The sequence below is a fragment of the Flavobacterium artemisiae genome, from assembly GCF_042678225.1.
Classification (GTDB): Bacteria; Bacteroidota; Bacteroidia; order Flavobacteriales; family Flavobacteriaceae; genus Flavobacterium; species Flavobacterium artemisiae.
In genome coordinates, this window is sequence record NZ_JBHUDZ010000018.1 from 755007 (window position 1) to 776818 (window position 21812).

Genomic DNA, 21812 nt, shown 5'->3' on the forward strand with positions numbered 1-21812 from the left:
CTTTGCGTAAATCTTAGCGCTCTTTGCGGTTAAACCCACGCTCCAATAGTAAATACAAAATCGGTAAAACGATTAACGTCAATAATGTTGCAGAGAATAAACCGCCGATTACTACCGTTGCTAAAGGTTTCTGCACTTCTGCCCCGCCACTTGTGGACAATGCCATTGGCATAAATCCTAATGAAGCTACGGCAGCTGTCATTAAAACCGGACGTAAACGTGTTTTGGTTCCTATAATAACACGTTGAAACGCATCTGTAATTCCCTCTGATTTTAATTGGTTGAAATAGGAAATCAACACGATTCCGTTTAGAACTGCGATTCCAAATAAAGCAATAAAACCAATTCCAGCTGATATGCTGAACGGCATGCCGCGAAGTAATAAGGCAAAAACGCCTCCCATTGCCGAAAGCGGAATTGCAGTAAAAATTAAAACCGCTTGTTTTATACTATTGAAAGTGAAATACAAAAGCACTAATATCAATCCTAAAGCAACTGGAAGCGCTACTAAAAGTCGTTCTGAAGCTTCAATTAAATTCTCAAATTGTCCTCCGTATGTAATAAAATACCCCGCAGGAAGTTTGTAGCTTTTGTCCAATTGCTGCTGAATTTCCTCAACAACACTTTGTATATCACGACCACGTACATTTAAACCCACTGTGATTCTTCTTTTTCCGTCTTCGCGGATGACTTGTACCGGACCTTGCTCGTATTCTACAGAAGCGACTTGAGAAAGCGGTACTTGCTGCCCGTTCGGAAGCGGAATAAACAAATTACTCACATCGGTAATATCGGCGCGATTGTCTTCATTCATTCGAACTACAACATCAAATCTTTTACTCTCTTCGTAGATTTTGCCGGCAATTTCGCCCGCAAATGAAGAACGGATAATTTGATTGATATCCGAAATATTCAATCCATACAAGGCGATTTTGTTGTAATCGTATTTAATGGTAATCTGCGGAAGCCCTGTTACTTTATCGGCTTTAAGATCGCCTACGCCTTCAATGTTTTTTATTTTCGAAATTAATTCGGTGGCTTTGGCGTCTAGAATTTCTAGATCATCGCCAAAAATCTTAATCGCAATATCAGAACGACTTCCCGTCATTAATTCGTTAAAACGCATTTGAATGGGCTGTGAAATCTCGATATTGGAACCTGGAATTACTTCCATTTCTTCTTTCATTGCATTCGCCAGTTCTTCCCAATTGTGGTATTTACCTTTCCATTCCTTTTTGTCTTTTAAAACAATAATCAAATCGCCGCTTTCTATCGGCATCGGATCGGTTGGAATTTCCCCGCTTCCTATTTTAGAAACAATAGTTTTAATTTCAGGGAATTTATCTTTTAAAATCTTCTCTAATTTGGTTGTCGTTTCTACCATTTGCGTAAGCGAACTTCCCGTCATAATCGAAACATTGATTGCCAAATCTCCTTCTTCGATTGTCGGGATAAATTCGCCGCCCATATTTTGAAAAATAATTACGCTCAAGGCGAATAATCCGATAGAAGCCGCAAGCACGATTCGCTTAAATTCTAAAGCTTTTTTTAACAAAGGCGTATAGAAATTTTCCAGCCAAAGAATCATTCTATCACTAAAGTTTTCTTTGTGTTCCGTTTTCTTCGAAAGAAATAAAGCGCTCATCATCGGAACATACGTCAATGAAAGGATAAAAGCGCCGATAATTGCAAAACCAACTGTCATTGCCATTGGTTTAAACATTTTCCCTTCAGTTCCGATTAAGGCAAGAATGGGTAAATAAACGATGAGAATAATGATTTCGCCGAAAGCAGCGCTATTCCTGATTTTTGAAGCCGAATTATAAACTTCGACATCCATTTCTTCCTGAGATAATTCTCTTTTGAGTTTTAATTTTTGCAGATGATGCATCGTTGCTTCAACAATAATAACGGCGCCATCTACAATGATTCCGAAATCTATCGCGCCAAGACTCATTAGATTGCCACTTACGCCAAATGCATTCATTAAAATAACAGCAAAAAGCATTGCCAGCGGAATCACAGACGCAACGATTAGTCCTGCGCGGAGATTTCCTAGAAACAAAATCAGAACAAAAATCACGATTAAGGCACCTTCTAAAAGGTTTTTTGTAACCGTTCCGATTGCATTGTCTACCAATTTTCCTCTATCAATAAAAGCTTCGGCAACAACACCTTCTGGAAGACTTTTATTAATCTGAATCATTTTTTCGTGAATTCGGTTTACAACTGCGCTGGAGTTTTCACCCTTTAACATCAAAACCAAACCCGAAACAATTTCGCCTTTCCCGTCTTTTGTAGAAGCTCCGTAGCGCAATGCCACGCCTTCTCTAACCTGCGCTACATCACGCACCAAAACAGGTGAACCATTTCGGTTTTTCACAACCACATTTCCCAGATCTTTAACGCCTTTTGCCATTCCGACACCGCGGATAAAATAGGCATATTGATCTTTTTCGATATATGCACCTCCCGTGTTTTGGTTGTTTTTGGCTAAAGCATCAAAGATTTCGGTAATCGTAACGCCGAGACTGTTTAAAGTGTTTGGATTAACAGCGATTTCATATTGCTTAAGTTTTCCACCCCAAGAACTCACGTCGGCAACACCTTTTATTCCCTGTAATTGCGGAATGATAATCCAATCTTGGATCGTTCGTAATTCTACTGCGCTGTATTTATTTTCATAGCCTTTTTTGGCATATACATCATATTGATAAATTTCTCCCAAACCCGTTGTAATCGGTGCTAATTCTGGCGAACCAACATAATCTGGAATATTTTCTTCGGCTTGTTTTAAACGTTGAAAGATTTGTTCCCTAGCCCAGTAAATATCCACATCGTCTTCAAAGACAACGGTAACAACCGATAGTCCGAAGCGGGAAATACTGCGAAGTTCTATAATATCTGGAACCGTTTTTACCGCTTGTTCCAACGGATAGGTAATTAACTGCTCCACTTCCTGACTTGCCAAAGTTGGAGCGGTTGTAATAATCTGCACCTGATTATTGGTAATATCTGGAAGTGCATCTAATGGTAATTTCTTTATTGAATAACTCCCAAAAGCTATTAATACCAAAGTAAATAAGAGTATAACGAATTTGTTTCGTATACTAAATTGTATGATTTTGTCTAACATTTGAATTATAATGAAATGAGAAATGAGACAATTTCTTGTCTATTTTTGATTTTGTGGAAAATCCACACTTCTCTAACCCAAATCCTGTTTTACCAGTTTGGGCATCATTATGCTATTTGAGGGGGCTGCCAAATACTTCCGTAGAAATTGGAAATAAATACAGATTTGTAACTTGGAAGTGAAATCGAAATTACGGCTGAAGGAACTTTAAATTCAAAAATATTAGCCGATTGATAACTTAAAACGTGTGCACCGCAGCAATTGCAGATACAAAAAGGAGAACATAAATCGCTTTGTTTTTCGTGCGAATGATTGTCTGATGCAAATTCTGTTCTTTGATGAATAGGGCTCGTTTCTTCTATGTCTGAACATGGCAGACTAGAAAGAAAAACTAAATAGAGCGATAATATTGCTGTTATCCATTTCATCAATAACAAAAATAATATTTATTCTTTTATAAAATCAAAATACTTCTTCCCTTCTATTATTTTTCATATATCACTCATAAATAAGCAGTTAATATAAATTCTAAAAGAAAATTTAATTATCTTTAACACTAATTAACATACTAATTTAAGATTTACACGAAAATCTTCCTTAGACTACGCGCCGTTCTTTTAATATAAATGCACATATTTTTTTAAACATTAGATTCATTTACTAACTATTAGAACTCAATCTATGAAATGTACTAAACTAATATCAGCCATTTTATTATTATGCAGTCTGCAAAATTTTGCACAAGTTTATACCGATAAGGTTGTTGGAAAGAGAAATGAAGATCTCAAAGACAGTCTTAAAATCTCTAATTATCCGTATGCACTTCCTATCTGGGGCGAAAAAGTGGCTCAAAAAGGATACAAACTTCCCTATTCTGCTGGTTTATCAGTAAATTATTTTTGGCAGGATTCTGAAATTGTGATCAATGATCTTCAAGTTGGCTTCAATAACGGACCAATGTACAATCTCGATGAAATTGTACGATTTGACAAATCTCATGTAGAAGCGGGCGCTATCACGATTAGACCCGATATCTGGCTCCTTCCTTTTTTAAATATTTATGGCATTTTTGGGAAAGCCAATACGGCAACAAAAATTAATGCTGGAATTTGGATTCCTGATGCTGATAATAATTGGTCGCAGGTTGCTTCTTTTAGCACAAAAGCCTCTTTTAATGCCACAACTTTTGGTCTTGGTATGACACCGACAATCGGTATTGGCGGCGGCTGGTTTGCCCTTGATATGAATATGTCATGGACCGATATTAGTTCTCTGGACAAACCTGCGTTTTCTTATATATTTGGACCACGATTAGGGAAAACTTTTAAACCATTTCGAGATAAAAATCAAAATATTGCCGTTTGGGTTGGTGGATTTAGAGTGCATATCAGCGGTGATACAAACGGAAATTTACCGCTTTCTGACTTTATAGATTTGGCTAATGCTCAGCAAAAAGTGGATGACGGTTTGACAAAAGTAGATGAAAATCAGACAAAAGTCGACGATTGGTGGGCGGGATTAACTCCTGCAGAACAAAGAAATCCTTCGAATGTGGTTAAACATAATACCGCAAATCGCGCTTTAGAAAGTGCGGGGAATATTCTAGCTACTCTTGACGGAGCTTTAAGTACTGCATCCTCTTCGTCTGTACAATACGCTCTGCAAAAAAGACCTAAAGATATGTGGAATTTTATAATTGGTTCGCAATATCAATTAAACCCGCATTTAATGTTTAGAGTTGAAGGTGGATTTCTTGGAAGCCGCACACAGATTCTAGGCGGTCTTCAATATCGTTTTGGACTTTAATTCAAACTACATGAAAAAAGGTTTGTTATTATTTAGTATGCTTTTTTGCATACAGCAGCTGCAATCTCAGGTTTTGATTTCCTTGATTTTTGGAGACAAACTTAATTCTCCCTTTTTAGAATTTGGATTAGAAGGTGGCGCCAATTTTTCATCGATTTCAAATCAAGAATCTTCGGGAACCAATGTTGGTTTTAATCTCGGATTCTATTTTGATATTCGCTCCAAAAAAAATCCGGCTTGGATGATTAATACTGGAGTAATTGTAAAATCGCCAATGGGAGCTAACAATATTCCCGTATATTCTTTGAATGATGAAGGTTTGGACGAAACTTTTGCGGGTGGAAAAGTTGATCGTGAGATTCGTTATTTTAATGTTCCGATTCTAATTAAATACCAATTTAAAAATAGAATTTATGTGAAAGCCGGACCACAACTTGGACTTTTGGCAACGGCTTTTGATAAATTTACTAAAGAAATTGACAAAGACGATGTGACTTATAAAAAAACCATTCGCGACCAAATTCATGTTATCGATGCAGGTTTAGCGGCTGGAGTCGGCTATCATCTGAATGTAGGCAACGGATTAAATATTACACTGCAATATTACTATGGACTTGTGCCGCTTTTAAAAGGCGATACGACTCCGATTCAATACAATAGATCTTTGTATTTAACAGCAGGAATTCCGATTGGACGTGGAAAAGCGGCGCAAAAAAAGGCCGAAAAAGAAGCCGAAATCAACAAAGTAATTCTTCCTGAAGATAAGAATTAACTTTAATCTTTAATCTTTAATCTTTAATCTTTATTCTTTAATCTTTAATCTTTAATCTTTATTCTTTATTCTTTATTCTTTATTCTTTATTCTCTATTCTTTATTAATATTTTTTAACAACTCCAGAATCTCTTCTGTATTCAAAATTAAATCTGGATGGGTATGTAAAATTGCATTATTGGGCATAAAAGGCATATCTGCAGAAAGCGGATTCTGCACTACGATAACACCTCCAGCTTTCTTAATTGCTTTTAAACCTGCCGTACCATCTGAGTTTGAACCTGAAAGCAATATCCCCATTAAAAAACTACCGTAAATTTCTGCAGCCGATTCAAAAGAAACATCAATGCTGGGTCTGCTGTAATTTATTTTTTCGGAAGTGTCCAGCGATAAAGTTTCGTTTTTCTCAAACAATAAATGATAATTCGACGGCGCGATATAAATATATCCCGCTTCGAGCGCTACTTTATCTTCTACTTCTCGTACTTTGATTTTTGCTTTTAAGGCGATAAGGTCTTCTAAAGTCTGTTCATCTGAATTTTTTCTATGAACGACAATGACCATCGCAAAGGTGGTTGGCGGTTCTATAAAAGGCAAAATTTGCAGTAATGCCTGCAAACTTCCCGCGGAACCTCCTATTATGACAACTTTACAATCTTTTATTATTTTATTTTTCTCCATATTTTCTCCCTGTCAAACTGTTTGTATTTGCTTTGAGATATAGAATATTTTATAGTTTCTTTGGTTCCGAGTGCTAAAAAACCCAAAACAGCCAAACTGTCATCAAACAGGTTTACGACTCTTTTCTGCAGGTTATTATCAAAATAGATTAAAACATTGCGGCACAAAATGAGATCAAATTCATTAAATGAAGTATCTGAAACTAAGTTGTGCTGCGAGAAAACCATTTTTTCTGATAGTTCTTCGTTAAACTTAGCAAAACCGTAATTGGCAATATAATAGTTCGAAAAATCTTCTTCGCCTCCAGAATCGCGATAATTGTCGGCATAATCTTTTATCATTCTCAACGGAAAAATCCCGCTTTTGGCTGTTTCTAAAACCGCAGCATTTATATCTGTAGCATACAAAATAGATTTGTGCAGCAATCCAGATTCTTTTAATAAAATAGCCATAGAATAGACTTCTTCGCCAGTAGAACAACCGGCGTGCCAAATCCTGATAAAAGGTTTTGTTCCTAATAAAGGCAGTATTTCTTTTCGCAGTGTTTTATAAAAAGAGGGATCACGAAACATTTCTGTAACATTTACTGTAATCTCGTCGATCATTCTTTTATAATACTCAGGATCAGTACGTACTCGCGAAAGAAAATCGTGAAAATGCTTAAATCCATCTAGTACATAAACCCTGCTGACGCGTCTTTTAAGCGACGCTCTGGAATAACTTCCAAAATCAAAGCCATAATATTCGTACACGTCATTTATAAGAGCTTCCAGCTCAATATCTTCAATCATAATTCACTCAAATTTCTCCTAAAACCTGCAATAATTTATCTACATCTACAGGTTTTGAGATATAGGCGTCTGCCCCAGCCTCTAAACATTTTTCTTTATCTCCCGTCATTGCCTGCGCCGTTACTGCCACAACAAATGTGTTTTCCTGCGAAGGAATGGCTTTTATCAGCGGAATAGCTTCGTAACCATCCATTTCAGGCATCATCATATCCATCAAAACAGCGTCGATTGCTGTATCTTCTTTTAATATTTTTAAAGCTTCTTCTGCGCTTAAACACGACAAACAATCAAAGGATCTTGCTTTGAGTGTATTTACTAAAGCAAAAATATTCCTAGAATCGTCGTCTACAATCAACACTCGTTTCTTTTTCATTTACAGCACTTTAAAAATTAGATTTTATCATATAACCAAACTCGCAATAACGATAAAAGCTGATCGACATCGACAGGTTTCGTGATATAATCTGAAGCTCCCGCTTTGATACATTTTTCTCTGTCGCCTGTCATGGCTTTGGCTGTTACCGCAATAACTGCTAAGTTAAGGAATTTAGGATTACTTCTAATCTTTTCCGCTGTTTCATAACCATCCATATTTGGCATCATCATATCTAATAAAACGACGTCTGTATCTGGATTTTCGTCAAGAATCTTAATCGCTTCTTTTCCGTCAAAAGCCGTAATTACATTCATTTTAAAAGCTTCAAGCGCTTTAGAAAGCGAATATATATTTCGTACATCGTCGTCTACAATTAATACTTTTTTATCAAATAAGATATTATTTAATGAATTGAGCTTTTTGCTGCTTTCTTTTTTGCCGTTTGCTTCTTTTTTCTCTTCAACCAAATGAAGGAAAAGCGAAACTTCATCCAGCATTCTTTGGTACGAATGTGCTGTTTTAACGATTATAGAATCGGCGTATTTTCTAATTTTTAATTCTTCTTTAATTGAAAGACTTTTCCCTGTAAAGACAATTACTGGCAGATTTTCTAAACCTGGGCTTTTTTTCACGCCGTCCAAAATTTCGTAAGCCTGTTTATCTGGAATTCCCATATCAAGAATTACGCAGTCTACTTCGTCTTTATTCAAAGCAGTTAATCCTTCTGAAACTTCACTTTTTATTTCTGAATTGATGTGGTACGTTTCTAAGAAATAAGCCAATGCTTTAGCATGTTTTGGATTGTCTTCAATAATTAAAACCTTTTGGGATTCTTTATTAATGATGTGTTCTATACGTGTAAAAACTTCTGGAATTTTGTCAAACGCAACTGGTTTATCTAAGAAATCGACAGCGCCTTTTAACAAACTTTCCTGTTTCAGTTTGTGCGAAGACATGATATGAACTGAAATATGTTTTGTATGTGAATTGTTTTTCAATTCTTCTAAAACTTCCCAGCCGCTTTTTACAGGCAGTTCAATGTCTAATAAAATTCCAACTGGTTTATAAATCAGCGCAAAGTTTAGCGCATAATCGCCTCTTACGGCTACGACCGCTTTATAACCTTTTTTCTGAGTGAAAGCCAATAATGATTTTGCAAAACTGATATCGTCTTCTACAATCAAAATTACTTTATCATCTTCTGTTATATTATTTCTATCGTCTTCAATCTCATCTGGAATTACTTCGCTGATGTATCTTGTTTTAACCTCTTCCGTTTCTTCCTCTTCTTCAGAAATCACTTCGGCATGCGGAATTTTATCTACGGAAATTTTATTAATCGCAAATCCTAATACGGGAAGGCAAAGTGTAAAAGTACTTCCTTCGTTTACTTTACTGTGCAGGATAATTTCCCCACGAAGTAATTTTGCCAATTCACGACTGATTGATAATCCTAAACCTGTTCCGCCGTATTTGCGTTTTGTAGAACCGTCTGCTTGTTGAAAAGCTTCGAAAATTAAAGGCTGTTTTTCTAACGGAATTCCGATTCCTGTGTCTTTTACAATAAAACAAATGATTTTATCATCGTCTGTATCTACTTTAATTTCAAGACTTACGGTTCCTCTTTCGGTAAATTTAATGGCATTCGAAATCAGGTTTTTCAAAATCTGCTCCAAACGCATTTTGTCTGTTTTAATAACAATTGGCGCATCTTTAGAGATAATTTCAAAATTGATTCCTTTTTCTTTTGCTACTAAATAAAATAAGTTATGAAGGGTGTCTGTAATTTCTTTTGTCGAAATATCTAAAAACTCCAGATCCATTTTTCCGGCTTCAATTTTAGATAAATCCAGAATTTCATCAATTAATCCTAATAAACTGTTTCCAGAACTCTGAATTACTTTTGCAAATTCAATTTCTTCACTGTTCATATTTTTGTTGTTGTTTTCAGACAACAAACGGCTTAAAAGTAAAATCGAATTTAAAGGCGTTCTTAATTCGTGCGACATATTGGCCAAAAACTCCGATTTGTAACGTGTAGAAACTTCTAAAGCTTCTGATTTTTTTTGAATTTCGGTATTTTTTTCTTCTAATAAAACACTTCTTTCCGACAATTCTTCGTTGGTCTGCTCCAGTTCTTCCTGCTGTACACGAAGTTCTTCTTCAGAAGCCTGCAGTTTTTCTGTCTGCGCTTCTAATTCGGCATTAATCGCCTCCAATTCACTGTGTTGGATTTGCAATTCTTCCGATTGTGCTTTGGTTTCTTCTAAAAGCTCCACCACTCTTTTTCTATTTTGAGTAGCTTTTATTGCAATTCCGATATTATTGGCAACTAAGTTTAAAAACTCTAATTGTAAAACAGAAAATCCATAAATGCTGGCTAATTCTATCGCACCTTCAACTTTAAAATCAATCAGCGGAAGCGCCACAATATGCGTTGGTTTTATTTGCCCTAAAGCATAATTAATTTGAATATCATCTGGAGATAAAGCTTTCAATTCAAGCATTTTACCAGATGAAATCGCCTGTCCGATTAGCCCCTCACCTTTTTTAATTCTTTCGCGGTTTTTACTCGGAATATAGCTGTAACCGCCAGAAACTGCCAGTTCTTCTCCATCTAAAACATATAAAACCCCAGCGCTGCTGTTCGTATATTGACATAAAAATTCAATAACGTCTTTTGATAATTTCTGGATTGTTTTTTCTCCCAGCATTTTATCATTCAAAGTAGCAACACCTGTCTGAAGCCATTCTTTTTGAGACAAAAGTTCAAAAGAATTTTTAAGAGAATCTTTCATTTCATGAAGAGAACCGCCTAAAACACCCAAAGTGTCCGATTTTCTATCATCGATCTGTACATCGTAATTTCCTTTAGAGATCTGAGATGCAATACCGCTGATTACTTCTAGTCTATCTGCAGTTTCAATATCTTTTCGCTGCAGCTCATTTTGCAATAGAACACGTTCGTTATGATCTCGCAGAATTCTGGCAAAAAATACCACCGTAATAATTAATGCAACAATAAAAGCCACAATAATCAAGATGAAGCTGTAATTACCAAAACGTTCTGAGTTTTCTATGCGTTCTCTAAGTAAATTTTGTTCGCTTTTTTCGATACTTTTAAATTTACTGCGAAGGTCATCCATCATTTTTCTTCCTTCGGCCAAGTCAAAATTGACACTTTCATTTTGATGAAGTTTCTTTTTAACCGTAAGATTGTTCAAGTATTTGAAAAAGTTTGTGCGAAGTGGTTTTAATTCGTCCAGTCTTTTTTGTTGTACAGGATTGTCTCCCGTAAGCTCTTCAAGCTTTTCTAGATACTCAGAAGAAACCTTTTCTGCGATACTATATTCATCCAGAAAATCTGTGTTTCCTGATATGAGATAACCTCGCATACTCGTTTGTGCATCTGTTACAGTAGCCGACGCTGCATTCAAATTGTAAATAACTTCTTGAGTATGATTGACCCAGGCATTACTATCAAGAAGACTTTTAATACTTAAAAATGATGCTGTAGAACTGATCATGAGAATAATCAGTGAAATAGACGAACTGATTAATAGGTTACGTTTAAAATTACTGTCCATGTTTTGTTTTTGGGTATTATTTATAACTTAAAGGAAGCACAATAATAAAGCTTGCACCTTCTCCTAATTTACTTTTAGCGGTGATTAATCCGTTATGTTTTTCAATAATTTTTTTTGCGATTGCGAGTCCAATTCCTGTGCCTTCGTAAGTTTGGCGATCATTTAGACTTTGGAAAATAACAAAAATTCTGTCCAGATAAATTTCGTCAAAACCAATTCCGTTATCTTTTACCGTGATTCTGCAGAATTTTCCATCTGGCGCTGCAGGACTGTCAAATTCTTTAGAGATAATATTTTCAGAACTTATTTCGACTACAGGATCTCCATTTGCTCCAGAAAATTTCAGGGCATTTCCGATCAGATTCTGGAAAACCTGACGCATCTGACTCGGAATACTATCAATAGTCGGCAATTCGCCTGTTTTTAAAGTCGCTTTTTTATTTTCGATTAGATAATCAAAATCGGAAATAACTTCCTGAAGTACTTCATTCAAATCGGTTTTTTCGGGTTTAACCTGCGCCGAAAGTCTTGAATAAGCTAATAAATCGGTAATTAAAGTCTGCATTCTTTCGGCCGATTTTATAGTTCTGTCTACATAATCAACGGCTTTGTCGTCTGCTTTTAAGTAAAGGTCTTTTATAATTTTGATGAAGATTTGAATTTTACGAATAGGTTCATTTAAATCATGTGAAACAACCCATGAAAACTGCTGCAGTTCATGATTCCGAAGTTCTAATTCTTCGTTTTTCTGCACCAGTTCTTTGGTTCTTTCAGCAATTTTGATTTCAAGATTATCCTGCGCTTCTTTCCTGATTTTAATCTCTTTAGACAATAAATCTTTTATCGCTTTGAGCTCGTTTTGCTGTTCATAGATTTTGATGAAGGTTTTTACCTTTAGAATCAATAAATCAGAATCCACTGGTTTTGTGATGTATTCTACAGCTCCGGTTTCATAACCTTTAAAAATATATTTTTTCTCAGTATTAAGAGCCGAAAGAAAGATTACAGGAATGTCTTTGGTTCGTTTATTTCCAGATAGGATTTTTACAACCTCAAAGCCATCAAGTCCCGGCATTTGAACATCCATTATAATCAGAGAATAATCTGTTTTTAAAATTTTCTTTAAAGCTTCTTCTCCCGATTCGGCAGAATCTACATCGATATTATGCAGCTCTAATGTTTTCTTTAAGGCAATAATATTTGCCCTTATATCGTCTACAATTAATACCATGCTGTTTGGAAGCTAAATGGGTTATGAATCAAAACTTTATTATTTAAAATGTTGTATTTTTTTATGCCGTTTTTTAGAAAAAACATAAGTTTCCCTATTAAAACCTGTGGAAATTCTCAAATGTATAAAAAAAATATCCAGCGACTTTTTTATCCAAATCAGAAATAGTTACAAAATTCCCATGTGAGAAACCGTAAATGTGTAACATTTAACAGATTTAAGAGAAATGATTTTTTCTTGGTATTTTAACATTTTTTACTTTTAAAGGTATTTTCATACAATAAAAAGCAATTAGGTTTTATTGAGGCAATCATAAGTTCATTTAAGGCAGTTAAAATGTAAGTTTCTTTCTACTTTTAAAATAGTATAACTGCTTTTAATTGAAATTAGGATGAAAAACATAAAGACATTCCCCGAACAAAAACAAAATCTTCCCGGCAACGAACATCAGATGAATCCTGAACCGGAAATTATTAGAGAGAATTATGCAGGAAGCGGTAAACTTTTGGGTAAAGTTGCTTTTATCACAGGCGGTGACAGCGGTATCGGCCGAAGTGTCGCCGTACATTTTGCCCGAGAAGGCGCAGATGTTGCGATCGTTTACCTGAAAGAAGATAAAGATGCAAAGGACACAAAAGCTATGGTAGAAAAAGAAGGTCGACAATGTCTTTTAATAAACGGTGATTTGAAAGATGAAAAATTTTGCAAAACTGCGATAAAAAAATGTCATACGACTTTTAAAAAACTAAATATTCTGGTGAATAATGCAGCGGTGCAATTTCCTCGGAATGAAATAGAAAAGATAACGGCCACACAGCTTCAAAAGACTTTTGAAACGAACATTTACCCTTATTTTTATATTACTAAAGCGGCGCTCGCATTTTTAAAAGAAGGCGATGTAATTATAAATACAAGTTCAGTTACTGCGTATAGAGGCAGTGAACATTTAGCAGATTATGCGAGTACAAAAGGCGCGATTGTGAGTTTTACAAGATCGCTTTCGGGCATGCTTGCGAAAAAGAAAATAAGAGTAAACGGCGTCGCACCTGGGCCAATCTGGACACCGCTGATTGTGGCAAGCTTTGATAAACTTTCTGATTTCGGAAAAGATAATCCGATGGAAAGAGCCGGACAGCCTTCTGAAGTTGCTCCTGCTTATGTTTTCCTAGCTTGCGAAGACAGCAGTTACATAACAGGGCAGTTTATACATATTAACGGCGGTGAATTAATTGGGAGTTAATTTTTTTTTTTTAGCTTCTAAGATACTGAGGCTCTAAGTTTTTTTTTAATGGTAAAATTTATTTGTCTCACGCAGATTTTAAAAGATTTAAGCAGATTCTACAGATTATTAAATCTGCTCAATCTCCTAAATCTGCGGGAAAATATTTTTTTTACTCTCGCAGATTTAGCAGATTTTATGGATTAAAATGAATCTGCTTAAATCTTTTAAAATCTGCGTGAAACAAAACTTAGTACCCTAGTGCCTTTGCAACCAAAAAACTTAAAAACAAACTATGAATTTTATTGATATTATCGGTCTTTTTGCTGGAACTTGTATTACCCTATCAACAATTCCGCAAATTTTAAAGGTTTGGAAAACCAAAAAAGTAAAAGAAATTTCGCTTAAAATGTTTAGCATTCTGACTTTCGGAATCGCAGTGTGGATTGTTTATGGAATTTTGAAAAATGATCTTCCCATTATTATTACCAACAGTATTTCGCTGTGTTTAAATTTAATAATGGTTTATTTTATTATTTATTACGAGAAAGAATAGGTTTCTAGTTTTTCTTTTGATCAAAAATAATTTAAAATAAAAAAACAGCTTGTTTTAAGCTGTTTTTTTTGGAAAAATGAAGAATATAAGGTGCTTACTAGCTAGCTAATTTTTGGTTGTATGGTTCTAATTCTAAATGGTATTTTGCTTTTAAACTGCGAGACTGCAGACTTTTCTTGAAGAATAACACTGGCGCAATGATCTCTGAAAAATTCAAATTCGAGATTTTTTTGATTTCTCCCATTTGTTTTACTGCAAAATTCACAAGCGGATCAAATGAATTTAAGTAGTTATAACTGTGCTGGGCTATCTCAAGTTCTAAAACTTCTTTCAGAATATCATTCATCAATAAATAACGAACAGTTCCTTGCTGCGGAATTGCTTTTAATTCCTCAAACTTCTCCTCTATTTCATGATTTTCTGAGCCTATATAAAGATAATTTCCAGATTCGCTGATAAATCTTTTCTTTACTTCTGAAGCAAAATCGAAATCTGTTTTTTCAGCCGCCAAAGTGGGAATTGCAATTAAAGAAAACTGAATCTGTTTATGGCTTTCAAAATATAAAACACTATTGATTGCCGTAGAATTACTCATGATACCAGACTGTCCGTTTTTTAGATTTTTAATTTCGCCGTTGGCGCCAAAACTGTGTCCTAAATTTCCTTTTTCGCAATACGCAAAAAATACAGGTGCAAACGGATTTGCTTCTACGCTTAAAGTAACATCTTGATTAAATGTCAGGTCAAAATTCAGATAAGTCATTTCTTTTTCAAATCGAATTCCTGTAATTTCTCCTTTTGCCCATCTTGAGTTCACTCTCAATTTATATTCGTTGAATGTTATTTGAAGTTCACCTCCAAAACTTTCTTTTAGATTATCAAAAACAGCTTCAAAGCCGCCATTATTTAAGTAAAGTTTTTTCATTTCGGTTGGGTTTTAGCTAGACATTTTTTTTGTAACTATTTACGTATAAAATCCAGCTTTGGTTTTTTCTTAATTTCTATAAGACAAATTTCGTGCAGATTGCCTCTCAATACTTTATACAATTTCGGAGCAATATTTCATAATTTTTATTTACAGCATTTTCTTATATAAAATTGTTTAAAAATGAAAAAGCAGCTGCTTCAATAAATTGAAACAACTGCTCATCAGCAAAATAAAAATACTAATCTATTTTTATCTCTATGTTAGTTCGTTTATATCCGAATTTTTGGTATAATTCGATTTCGGGATATCTTTAAAAAATTCTGCTTCATCTAGATCTGCCGTCGGGCCGTAACCCAAAAGATGCGTTCCTTTTCTTTGATCTTTAGTTTCGATTATATAAAGAATCGACATATCGTCTGGATCGCTCATTCCTTCGTAACGGTGCTGGGCTACGATATAGATTTCGTCAGGCTGATATTTGTACTTTGTATCCGTATCCATTAGACAGCCGTCTTCAAATAGATAATTATCTGTATAACCTTCATTTTGATACTTCTCTATATAGTCGGTCTCATGTTTTGAATATTCTCTTTTCATGATATTTTCTTTTTAAATCTGTTAGTTATTCAAATTTCATCATTCAAAACCATTAAAATTAACTCGATTGATTTTAATCTTAGCTCATTCAAAAAATGAAAATAGAGGTAATTATTTATTTTACTAATTTTAATTATCTAAAATCTATTGTAAGAATTACTATCTTTATTGAGCAAGTTCTCAAGTGGTATTCTAGCAAACAAATTTTTAATTTTAATGAGCAATAATAATTATGCATTCTTAGCGAATGGAGGAGAAATGGGACAGCTTACCCGCGAAAAAGATTGGAGCAAAACTCCAGTTGGGTCTCCAGATTCCTGGCCGCAAAGTCTGCGTACTACTTTAGGAATTCTTTTAAACTCTAAATTCCCCATGTTTTTGTTTTGGGGTCCCGAACATATTTGTTTTTATAATGATGCGTATCGTCCGAGTTTAGGAAACGTCGGAAAACACCCAGCTATATTGGGAGAAAAAGGCGAAGAATCCTGGCCGGAAATCTGGGATTTCATTAAACCTTTAATCGATCAGGTTTTAACGCAGAATGAAGCGACTTGGCACGAAGATCAGTTTTTGCCTATTTATAGAAACGGAAAACTGGAAGATGTTTACTGGACTTTCAGCTATAGTCCTGTAAATAATGAAGAAGGTGAAACGGCCGGCGTTCTCGTAATCTGTAACGAAACGACCGATAAGATAAATATTTTAAAAAAGCTGGAAGATACTAATGAGCGTTACCGCAATAATATCTTGCAGGCTCCTACTGCAATGTGCATTTTTAGGGGTCCGACGTACGAGGTTGAGATTGTGAATACCTTAATGCTCGAAATTTGGGAACGAAATGAAAATGAGGTCCTAAATAAACCCATTTTTGAGGTGCTTCCAGAAGTATCGGGTCAGGGCTTAGAAGATATTTTGCAAAAGGTTTATAAAACAGGCGAAAAATTTACCGCCCAAGAACTTTTGATAAAACTCACTCGAAACGGTAAAATTGTCAATACGTATATTAATGTTACGTATGAGGCACTGCGCGAGCCCGACGGCAGGATTTCTGGAATTGCTGCTATTGCAAATGATGTAACATTGCAGGTTTTGTCCCGCAATGCGATTGAAGAAAGTGAAAAACGTTTTAGAGATACGATAAAACAATTACCTCTCGGAATTGGAATTTTGCGCGGCGCTAATTTGATTATCGAAATGGTCAATCCGACTTATCTGCAGATTATTGATAAAGTAGAAAACAAAGTAATTGGAAAACCCATTTTTGATGTAGTCCCAGAGGCTGAAGAAATTGTGTATCCGCTTCTTTCTAAGGTTTATAATGAAGGAAAACCCTATTATACAGACGAATTAGAAGTAACTTTAAACCGTTACGGAAAACAAGAATTGTGTTATTTTAATTTGGTTTTTCATCCGTTAAGAGAAGACAATGATAATGTTTCTGGAATTATTATCATTGCTTACGAAGTGACAGAAGAAGTAAAAGCGAGACATCTTTTGACAGAAAGCGAAAAGGCTTTTAGAAAAATTGTAATGGAATCTCCAATCGCAATGGCAGTGTTTAGAGGCCGGGATCAAATCATCGAAATGGCAAATACCACTATGATGAAAACTATTTGGCAGCGCGAAGAAAAAGATACAATCGGGAAATCGATCGTAGAAGTTTTTCCTGAACTTATAGATCAAAAATATCCTAAAATCCTAGACAACATTTTGACTACGGGTGAAACTGTTAGAGAAAATGAATCTATTGCGTATGTTGATATTCAGGGAAAACTTAAAAAGTTTTATCTCGATTATGAATATACGCCGCTTTTTGAAAAAGACGGAAATCCTTCTGGAATTATGGTTACCGTACACGATGTGACCGCTAAAGTAAAAGCCCGAAAAAAACTTGAAACAGCAGAAGAAAGAGCACGTTTGGCTGCAGAAATTGCCGAAATTGCAACTTGGGATTTGAATCTTGAAAATAGAAAATTAATTTATTCTGAAAACATTCTTGATATTTTTGGTTTTGAAAAAGGAACAAAAGTCATTCATCAGGATATCAGAAATCGTATACATCCAGAAGATGAATCAATTTTGGAAGCCGCTTTCGCGAATGCATTAAAAACGAGCATTTACAAATATGAAGCCCGAATTATTAAATTCGATCATTCTATAAGCTGGATTAGAGTACACGGAAAAATATTTTTTGATGATTTTGGAGATCCTGCCAAAATGATTGGAACTGTTATGGACAATACCATTGAGAAAAACAGTTTACAGGTTTTGGCCAAAAGTGAACAGAAATTCAGACTCCTAGCCGACTCTATGCCTCAAATTATCTGGACCAGCGATACGTTAGGAAATATCAATTATTTTAACAGCACACTTTATGATTTTGCTGGTTTGAGCAAAGATGATATCGAACAAAATGGCTGGCTTCAAATTGTGCATCCCGATGATCGTGAGGAAAATGTAAATGCTTGGATGAAATCTGTTAAATCTGGGGAGGATTTTTTGTTAGTGCATCGCTTTTTACGAAAAGACGGCGAATACCGCTGGCAGTTGAGCCGTGCCATTGCGCAGCGAGATGAACAGGGAACTATTCAGATGTGGGTTGGAACGAGTACAGATATTGAAGATCAAAAGAACTTATCTAACCAATTGGAAAATCAAATTATTGAACGTACTACACAATTGGAACTTAAAAACAGAGATTTGGTCAATATGAATATTGAGCTTCAGTCTTTTGCTTATATCTCGAGCCACGATTTGCAGGAACCGCTTCGTAAAATTCAGACTTTTGCCAGTCGTTTAAATGATTTGGATGATGGAAATATTTCGCCAAATGCCAAGACTTATTTGTCTAGAATTGAAGTGTCGGCCAAACGAATGCAGAATTTAATTCAGGACCTTCTTACCTATTCTAGAACCAGTTCGGCAGAAAGAGTTTTTACAATGATTAAACTTGATGAAATTGTCGAAGAAGTAATAAGCGATTTCTCAGATCGAATTGAAGAAAAGAAAGCACGGATTCATTATAGTTTATTGGGTGAAGCAACTCTTATACAGTTTCAGTTTAGACAGTTAATGCATAATCTGATTGGAAATGCATTGAAGTTTACTAGAAAAGATGTATCGCCTGTAATTGAAATTTCGGCAAGAAAAGTTAAAGGAAAAGAAATTGGTTTAGAAGTAGAATTTCCGAATAAAATTTATCATCATATTCAAATCGCGGATAACGGAATTGGTTTTGACAACGCTTATAAAGACCGAATTTTTGAAGTTTTTCAGCGTTTGAATACCGAAAGCGAATTTTCTGGAACTGGTATCGGTCTGGCAATAGTGAAGAAAATCGTTGAAAACCATAATGGTCTTATTACGGTTTCCAGCGAAAAAGGTTTTGGCTCTGTCTTTAATATTTACATTCCAGATCTGGCCTAATATCTGTAAACAAAGTTGGCATGTGTTGGTGTAAAGTTTTTCCAATCTACTTCTAATGCATGCTGAATTGATTTTATAATATCGCTCATTAAAATAGGCTTGGTTACAAAGCAATTGGCGCCAAGCGTACGGCATTTTTCAATAATTCCAGGTTCGTTTGAAGTCGAATAGATAATTACAGGAATATCTTTTTTATCGGAACTTCTGATTTCTTCTAAAACTTCAAAACCATTTTTTCCCGGCATATTTAAATCTAAAAACACTACATAAGGTATTGGCGGCGGGTTAAAAATTGCCTGCAGCAATTTCTCTCCGCCAGTGTACGTTTGAAGTATGACTTTTTGAGAAACTGATTCTACAGCATCAGCAAAAATACTCAAGTCATCGTCATCGTCGTCGGTGTAAAAAATGGTATAGTCTGTCATGGTATTTTCGAGTGAAATTTTAATCTCTCAAATATAAGGCATTTTACAAAGCAAACCAATACATCTTTAAATTCTTACAAAACAATTAGTAATTGAAATCTCATAATTTATAAGTCTAATTATATAAGCTGTTTTATTTTAAAAAAGAGAATTTTACTACTCTAATAAATTAGAGAAAAATAGAACTATTAACTACTAATAAATAAAGTCATGGGAGATCATAAAGACCTTGAAAATGAATTTGCTGTAGATAAAATAAAAGATCTGGCAGAGAACATAAAAACATGTATGTTTTGTACTTATAATGATATTAAATTGCAATCTCGTCCGATGTCGGTACAAAAAATTGACGATTACGGACAACTTTGGTTTTTATCGGACCGAAACAGCAGTCAAAACGCAGATATCACAATGAATCCTACGGTAGAGATATTCTTTTCTGAACCGCACGATAAGTTTTTGACGCTTCACGGAACTGCAACCATTTTATACGATCGCAATAAGATTGAAGAGTTATACAGTCCGGTAGTAAAAGTATGGATGCCAGGCGGTATTGACGATCCGAATTTGAGTGTTATAAAAGTGATTCCAGAAGATGGTTATTACTGGAATAACAAAAACGGAAAAATGGTCGCAATTGCAAAAATGGCTGCCTCTTTGGTTACCGGAAAAACAATGGACGATGGTATTGAAGGAAGTCTAAAATTGTAATAATTTTAAATTAAGATTGAACCACAAAGTTCGCAGAGAATTTCGCAGTACATCAAATCATACATTTGGCTACTTCGTGAAATTCTCTGCGAACTTTGTGGTTTAAATATTCATTATTTTCTGCAATTCTAAGGCATTTAAAATTCCTGCTTCGCTTGCAGTATTATTAAAGTATACAAATCCATTTTTTGATTTTATTTCTTTGCTTACAAACAGCAGTTCTTCAGTAGAATAAGAAGAATAAAACATTTTTGGAACTCCATGAAATCGTATATAAACTAATGGAAAATCTTTAAAAATAGTTTGAGGTAAATTTGGATGACTTACACTGCAAAAAGTGATCTTTTTTTCTTTAAAAAGATCCCAAACCTCATCATTCCACCAGCTTTCATGGCGAAATTCAATCACATTCTGAAAATCATAATTCAGGATATTGATTATGGTTTCTAATTTTTCTTTGGTAAAAACATAACTTGGCGGCAACTGAAATAATATTGGTCCGAGTTTTTCTTTCAATCCTAATCGACAAACATCGTAAAACTCTTGTAAACGATTTTCGCAATCATTTAGTTTCTTAAGATGTGTGATTTCTTTTGGGACTTTCACAGAAAATAAAAAATCTTTTGGTGATTTATTGTACCAATTTTCAAATATTCTGAGAGTTGGAAATTTGTAAAAACTTCCATTAAACTCGTAGGTATCAAATTTTTCGCAGTAATAATCGAACCATTTTTTTGAAGGCAGATTTTCTGGATAAAAAACGCCTTTCCAAAAACGATTATTAAAACTGGAACATCCTATTAAAATTTTATTTTTCATGTATGTAAAACTTGACAATTGGTACAAAAAAAGCTTCTTCGCTTTTTATTACCAGTTTGTTTTTTATGAAGGGGAATATTGCATCTTGGACAGATTTTTTTGGTATGTGCCTGCCAATGTTTTTTGAGTTCAGATTTTTTCTTCCAATACAAAAACTCAAAACTATAGACAGAACATTCGCTGATTAATTGATTCAGATCGTCCGTCGGAATTTTACCTGTCAACGATTCTGGATGAATAAAACATCGAAAAAGGACTTCGTTTTTAATGATATTTCCAACGCCAGAGAAAATATTTTGATCTAAAACGGCATCGCAGATCATGGTTTCTGGAATTTTTTCTAAGCTTTCTTTTGCCTTTTTTGGATTCCAATTTTCATTCATCACATCTCTGCTCCAGTCGTAATGTTGCTCAATATCGCCTTCGAGAACTTTAATAGAACAAGTATAAAAATTCAGTTCTCCTTTTTTAAAAGTAAGACTTAGTCTGGGTTTAAGTTCTTTTTGATCGTTAATCAAATAAGTTCCAAACATGAGGAGATGGATTTTTACAGTAAAATCGTCAAAACAAATCAGGAAATGTTTACCCCAGGTTCTAAATTCTCGAATCTTTTTGTGTTCTAACCTTTCGATATCGATATTACTAGTTCCCGAAGCTGCAATAATTTCCTGTCCTGCAAACTGCTGCACTTCTTCTTTTAAAATTACTATGGATGGACCTTCTGGCATAATGCTTTTTTTAAGAAAAAAGT

18 protein-coding genes are annotated in these 21812 nt (G+C 34.8%); 6 read left to right on the top strand and 12 right to left on the bottom strand.

Annotated features, from left to right (window positions below):
* Nucleotides 1–13: 13 nt before the first annotated feature.
* Nucleotides 14–3136: an efflux RND transporter permease subunit gene (locus ACFSC2_RS23105; RefSeq protein ID WP_379813464.1), complete on the bottom strand. Its 3123-nt coding sequence runs from the start codon at nt 3134–3136 to the stop codon at nt 14–16.
* Nucleotides 3137–3243: 107 nt separating this feature from the next.
* Nucleotides 3244–3564 carry a DUF6660 family protein gene (locus ACFSC2_RS23110; protein ID WP_379813465.1) on the bottom strand — a complete coding sequence of 107 codons (321 nt, stop codon included), beginning with the start codon at nt 3562–3564 and terminating at the stop codon, nt 3244–3246.
* 253 nt (nt 3565–3817) lie between these two features.
* Between ACFSC2_RS23110 and ACFSC2_RS23115 the strand changes: the two genes are divergently transcribed.
* Both ACFSC2_RS23115 and ACFSC2_RS23120 read left to right on the top strand, forming a co-directional pair.
* On the top strand, nt 3818–4942 hold the full coding sequence (locus tag ACFSC2_RS23115) for a hypothetical protein (RefSeq protein WP_379813466.1): 1125 nt from the start codon (nt 3818–3820) through the stop codon (nt 4940–4942).
* A gap of 10 nt (nt 4943–4952) precedes the next feature.
* Nucleotides 4953–5714, top strand: coding sequence for a porin family protein (locus ACFSC2_RS23120; RefSeq protein ID WP_379813467.1), 762 nt, complete (start codon nt 4953–4955; stop codon nt 5712–5714).
* Nucleotides 5715–5807: 93 nt separating this feature from the next.
* Here ACFSC2_RS23120 and ACFSC2_RS23125 read toward each other — a convergent pair whose 3' ends face one another.
* The 5 genes from ACFSC2_RS23125 to ACFSC2_RS23145 are packed head-to-tail and all read right to left on the bottom strand — an operon-like array spanning nt 5808 to nt 12380.
* On the bottom strand, nt 5808–6395 hold the full coding sequence (locus tag ACFSC2_RS23125; RefSeq protein ID WP_379813468.1) for a chemotaxis protein CheB: 588 nt from the start codon (nt 6393–6395) through the stop codon (nt 5808–5810).
* Nucleotides 6377–7186, bottom strand: a complete 810-nt coding sequence (locus ACFSC2_RS23130; protein WP_379813469.1) for a CheR family methyltransferase — start codon at nt 7184–7186, stop codon at nt 6377–6379. The genes ACFSC2_RS23125 and ACFSC2_RS23130 overlap by 19 nt, the downstream gene beginning before the upstream one ends.
* Nucleotides 7187–7193: 7 nt before the next feature.
* A complete protein-coding gene (locus tag ACFSC2_RS23135) occupies nt 7194–7559 on the bottom strand; it encodes a response regulator (RefSeq protein WP_379813470.1) in 366 nt (121 codons plus the stop codon).
* Nucleotides 7560–7576: 17 nt separating this feature from the next.
* Nucleotides 7577–11149 carry a response regulator gene (locus ACFSC2_RS23140; protein WP_379813471.1) on the bottom strand — a complete coding sequence of 1191 codons (3573 nt, stop codon included), beginning with the start codon at nt 11147–11149 and terminating at the stop codon, nt 7577–7579.
* A gap of 16 nt (nt 11150–11165) precedes the next feature.
* Complete coding sequence (locus ACFSC2_RS23145) at nt 11166–12380, bottom strand: hybrid sensor histidine kinase/response regulator (protein ID WP_379813472.1); 1215 nt, start codon at nt 12378–12380, stop codon at nt 11166–11168.
* A 391-nt stretch (nt 12381–12771) separates the two neighbouring features.
* On the opposite strand from ACFSC2_RS23145, the gene ACFSC2_RS23150 reads away from it, so the two are divergent.
* Together ACFSC2_RS23150 and ACFSC2_RS23155 are read left to right on the top strand one after the other, a co-directional pair.
* Nucleotides 12772–13620 carry an SDR family oxidoreductase gene (locus ACFSC2_RS23150; protein WP_379813473.1) on the top strand — a complete coding sequence of 283 codons (849 nt, stop codon included), beginning with the start codon at nt 12772–12774 and terminating at the stop codon, nt 13618–13620.
* A gap of 274 nt (nt 13621–13894) precedes the next feature.
* The gene (locus tag ACFSC2_RS23155) at nt 13895–14155 is read left to right on the top strand and encodes a SemiSWEET family sugar transporter (RefSeq protein ID WP_379813474.1); all 261 of its coding nucleotides are present in this window, start codon (nt 13895–13897) and stop codon (nt 14153–14155) included.
* 97 nt (nt 14156–14252) lie between these two features.
* Here the strand turns inward: ACFSC2_RS23155 and ACFSC2_RS23160 are convergent, their stop codons facing one another.
* Nucleotides 14253–15080: a hypothetical protein gene (locus ACFSC2_RS23160; RefSeq protein WP_379813475.1), complete on the bottom strand. Its 828-nt coding sequence runs from the start codon at nt 15078–15080 to the stop codon at nt 14253–14255.
* A gap of 258 nt (nt 15081–15338) precedes the next feature.
* Entirely contained in the window at nt 15339–15680 is a 342-nt protein-coding gene (locus tag ACFSC2_RS23165) for a hypothetical protein (protein WP_379813476.1), read from the bottom strand.
* A 216-nt stretch (nt 15681–15896) separates the two neighbouring features.
* Between ACFSC2_RS23165 and ACFSC2_RS23170 the strand changes: the two genes are divergently transcribed.
* Nucleotides 15897–19106, top strand: coding sequence for a PAS domain S-box protein (locus ACFSC2_RS23170; protein WP_379813477.1), 3210 nt, complete (start codon nt 15897–15899; stop codon nt 19104–19106).
* Here the strand turns inward: ACFSC2_RS23170 and ACFSC2_RS23175 are convergent.
* Complete coding sequence (locus ACFSC2_RS23175; RefSeq protein ID WP_379813478.1) at nt 19103–19531, bottom strand: response regulator; 429 nt, start codon at nt 19529–19531, stop codon at nt 19103–19105. The two genes, ACFSC2_RS23170 and ACFSC2_RS23175, sit on opposite strands and share 4 nt — an antisense overlap.
* 210 nt (nt 19532–19741) lie before the next feature.
* Here ACFSC2_RS23175 and ACFSC2_RS23180 point away from each other — a divergent pair, with 210 nt between their 5' ends.
* Nucleotides 19742–20242 carry a pyridoxamine 5'-phosphate oxidase family protein gene (locus ACFSC2_RS23180; protein ID WP_379813479.1) on the top strand — a complete coding sequence of 167 codons (501 nt, stop codon included), beginning with the start codon at nt 19742–19744 and terminating at the stop codon, nt 20240–20242.
* A 102-nt stretch (nt 20243–20344) separates the two neighbouring features.
* On the opposite strand, the gene ACFSC2_RS23185 is transcribed toward ACFSC2_RS23180, so the two are convergent.
* On the bottom strand, nt 20345–21061 hold the full coding sequence (locus ACFSC2_RS23185) for a DUF72 domain-containing protein (protein WP_379813480.1): 717 nt from the start codon (nt 21059–21061) through the stop codon (nt 20345–20347).
* A complete protein-coding gene (locus tag ACFSC2_RS23190) occupies nt 21058–21789 on the bottom strand; it encodes a DNA-formamidopyrimidine glycosylase family protein (RefSeq protein WP_379813481.1) in 732 nt (243 codons plus the stop codon). The genes ACFSC2_RS23185 and ACFSC2_RS23190 overlap by 4 nt, the downstream gene beginning before the upstream one ends.
* Nucleotides 21790–21812: the final 23 nt, after the last annotated feature.

Excerpts from the sequence above, each read along its gene's own strand:
- ACFSC2_RS23185 (WP_379813480.1), bottom strand. The coding sequence starts at position 21,061 with ATGAAAAATAAAATTTTAATAGGATGTTCCAGTTTTAATAATCGTTTT.
- ACFSC2_RS23135 (WP_379813470.1), bottom strand. The coding sequence starts at position 7,559 with ATGAAAAAGAAACGAGTGTTGATTGTAGACGACGATTCTAGGAATATT.
- ACFSC2_RS23110 (WP_379813465.1), bottom strand. The coding sequence starts at position 3,564 with ATGAAATGGATAACAGCAATATTATCGCTCTATTTAGTTTTTCTTTCT.
- ACFSC2_RS23190 (WP_379813481.1), bottom strand. The coding sequence starts at position 21,789 with ATGCCAGAAGGTCCATCCATAGTAATTTTAAAAGAAGAAGTGCAGCAG.
- ACFSC2_RS23160 (WP_379813475.1), bottom strand. The coding sequence starts at position 15,080 with ATGAAAAAACTTTACTTAAATAATGGCGGCTTTGAAGCTGTTTTTGAT.
- ACFSC2_RS23175 (WP_379813478.1), bottom strand. The coding sequence starts at position 19,531 with ATGACAGACTATACCATTTTTTACACCGACGACGATGACGATGACTTG.
- ACFSC2_RS23105 (WP_379813464.1), bottom strand. The coding sequence starts at position 3,136 with ATGTTAGACAAAATCATACAATTTAGTATACGAAACAAATTCGTTATA.
- ACFSC2_RS23115 (WP_379813466.1), top strand. The coding sequence starts at position 3,818 with ATGAAATGTACTAAACTAATATCAGCCATTTTATTATTATGCAGTCTG.
- ACFSC2_RS23170 (WP_379813477.1), top strand. The coding sequence starts at position 15,897 with ATGAGCAATAATAATTATGCATTCTTAGCGAATGGAGGAGAAATGGGA.
- ACFSC2_RS23140 (WP_379813471.1), bottom strand. The coding sequence starts at position 11,149 with ATGGACAGTAATTTTAAACGTAACCTATTAATCAGTTCGTCTATTTCA.
- ACFSC2_RS23155 (WP_379813474.1), top strand. The coding sequence starts at position 13,895 with ATGAATTTTATTGATATTATCGGTCTTTTTGCTGGAACTTGTATTACC.
- ACFSC2_RS23145 (WP_379813472.1), bottom strand. The coding sequence starts at position 12,380 with ATGGTATTAATTGTAGACGATATAAGGGCAAATATTATTGCCTTAAAG.
- ACFSC2_RS23125 (WP_379813468.1), bottom strand. The coding sequence starts at position 6,395 with ATGGAGAAAAATAAAATAATAAAAGATTGTAAAGTTGTCATAATAGGA.
- ACFSC2_RS23165 (WP_379813476.1), bottom strand. The coding sequence starts at position 15,680 with ATGAAAAGAGAATATTCAAAACATGAGACCGACTATATAGAGAAGTAT.
- ACFSC2_RS23130 (WP_379813469.1), bottom strand. The coding sequence starts at position 7,186 with ATGATTGAAGATATTGAGCTGGAAGCTCTTATAAATGACGTGTACGAA.
- ACFSC2_RS23120 (WP_379813467.1), top strand. The coding sequence starts at position 4,953 with ATGAAAAAAGGTTTGTTATTATTTAGTATGCTTTTTTGCATACAGCAG.
- ACFSC2_RS23180 (WP_379813479.1), top strand. The coding sequence starts at position 19,742 with ATGGGAGATCATAAAGACCTTGAAAATGAATTTGCTGTAGATAAAATA.
- ACFSC2_RS23150 (WP_379813473.1), top strand. The coding sequence starts at position 12,772 with ATGAAAAACATAAAGACATTCCCCGAACAAAAACAAAATCTTCCCGGC.